The organism is Acidimicrobiales bacterium (assembly GCA_035546775.1).
GTDB lineage: Bacteria > Actinomycetota > Acidimicrobiia > Acidimicrobiales > JACCXE01 > JACCXE01.
In genome coordinates this window covers 1-1,717 of record DASZWD010000059.1, presented here as the reverse complement: position 1 = coordinate 1,717, position 1,717 = coordinate 1, and the positions used below count along the sequence as shown (strand labels likewise).

At 70.1% G+C, this 1,717-nt stretch carries 3 protein-coding genes; all 3 read right to left on the bottom strand.

Going from position 1 to position 1,717, the window contains the following annotated elements; genetic code table 11:
• Window positions 1-7: 7 nt before the first annotated feature.
• Complete coding sequence (locus tag VHC63_15050) at window positions 8-433, bottom strand: hypothetical protein (GenBank protein HVV37925.1); 426 nt, start codon at window positions 431-433, stop codon at window positions 8-10.
• Window positions 434-1,126: an acyl-CoA dehydrogenase family protein gene (locus tag VHC63_15045; protein HVV37924.1), complete on the bottom strand. Its 693-nt coding sequence runs from the start codon at window positions 1,124-1,126 to the stop codon at window positions 434-436.
• Window positions 1,126-1,717, bottom strand: a 592-nt coding sequence (locus tag VHC63_15040; protein ID HVV37923.1) for an acyl-CoA dehydrogenase family protein, incomplete at its 5' end; no start/stop codon positions are given. The genes VHC63_15040 and VHC63_15045, both read right to left, overlap by 1 nt.

The window sequence follows — 1,717 nt, the reverse complement described above, 5'->3', positions numbered from 1 at the left end:
CGAGATACTACGACGTCGAACTATTTTCCGCTAGCGCGTCCCCACACGGGTAGTGGCCGTCGGCGAACCCGGCGTGCCACTCGAACACGTTCCAGCACTGGCCGCCGGTGAGGCGGGCCGACAGCGCGTAGTTAACGGCGTAGAGCGGCAGAAAGGCGAGGCCGAGCGCGGCCCACTGCAACGAGTGACGCCATTCGTGGTCGAGGATTTCCGGATACGTGTTGAAGTACTCGACCGCGCTGCGCTTGACGTTGACGGTGTTGCCGGTCGTGAACGCGGAACTCAGCCCGAGGTCACTCAACAGGCCGCCTTCGCACACGACGGTGAGGTGGCGGTCGAGGCGGACGCGGGCGCCGGTGGCGGCGTTGACCGCGGCGGCCAGCACGGTGACCGGCGCGTTCGCCACCGCCACGACAACGTCGAGCAGATCCATCTACAGCGGTAATGGTGTCGGGAGGCGGCCGTCGGCGAGGAGTTGCGCGCCGATGTCGCGGGTGAGCGTCGGGGCGTCGCCGAGGAGATGGTCCAGCACGCGCACGCGCCGGAAGTGCGTGTGAAACGGGTGCTCGGCGGTGAAGCCGATCCCCGCCAGCACCTGCTGCGCGTGGCGGGCGACGGCGCGCGCGCTGCGACCCGCGGTGGCTTTCGCCACCATCGCAGTGAACGGCGACGGTTGATTCCACGCGCCGTGGAGCGCCGCTTTCGCCGCGTCGAGCGCGACCTGGGACTCGGCCAAGCGATGGCGGACGGCCTGGAACTGCGCGATCGGTCGGTCGAACTGCACGCGCTCGAGCGCGTGCGTGCGCGCCAGGTCGAGCATGACGAACGACGCGCCGACGAGTTCGTGGGCCAGGGCCCGTCGCGCCTGGGCGATCACTTCGTCGGTGGCGTCGCCGATCGTGACGCGGCCGAACGCCGGATCGATCCCGACGCCCACCTCGCGCTGGAGCGGCACCAGTACCGCCAGCGCGTCGGTCACGGTGTTGGTCGCGCCCTGGAGTTCGAACCACACGGCGACGGCGGTCGTCGCATCCTCGCTGAGCGCATCGCGCAGCAGCGACACGTCACCGGCGGGCAACGCGGCGGCGACCGCCTTGGCGTACAGCTCGCGCTCGGCGTCGTCCATCACGCTTCGGGCCCGAGATCGAGTACGCGGCGCGCCACGATGTTGCGCTGGATCTCGGCGCTGCCGCCGTAGATCGACGCGGCGCGCGAGTACAAGAACTCGGGGCGCCAGTGGCTGTTGCTGTAGAGCACTTCGTCGGCCAGGCCGTCGGCCGCGAGGTCGTAGACCGTCTGCTCGGCGGTGGCGAGGAGGATCTTGTCGACCGACGTCTCGGGCCCGAGCGTCTCGCCGGCGGCGAAGCGGTGTTGTGTCTTGCGCGACCGGCTGCGGAACGCGTAGAGGTCCACGAACGCGTCGCCGACGCGATCGGCGCTCAGATCGGGAGCAGCGGCGAGCACTTGGTCGAAGCGGTGCCACAGCAGCGCGGCGCGATGCCACAGGGCGGTGCTGCGCTCGTGCGGGAGGATGTCCATGGCGACGACCCAGCCCTGGCCCTCGCCGCCGAGCGTGCGTTCGACGGGCACCACGACGTCGTCGAAGAACACCTCCGAGAACTCGGGGGCGCCGTGCATCGTCTCGAGCGGGCGCACCGTGATGCCGGGCGTGTCCATGTCGACGAACAGCGCGGTGATGCCGCGGTGCGCCGATTCG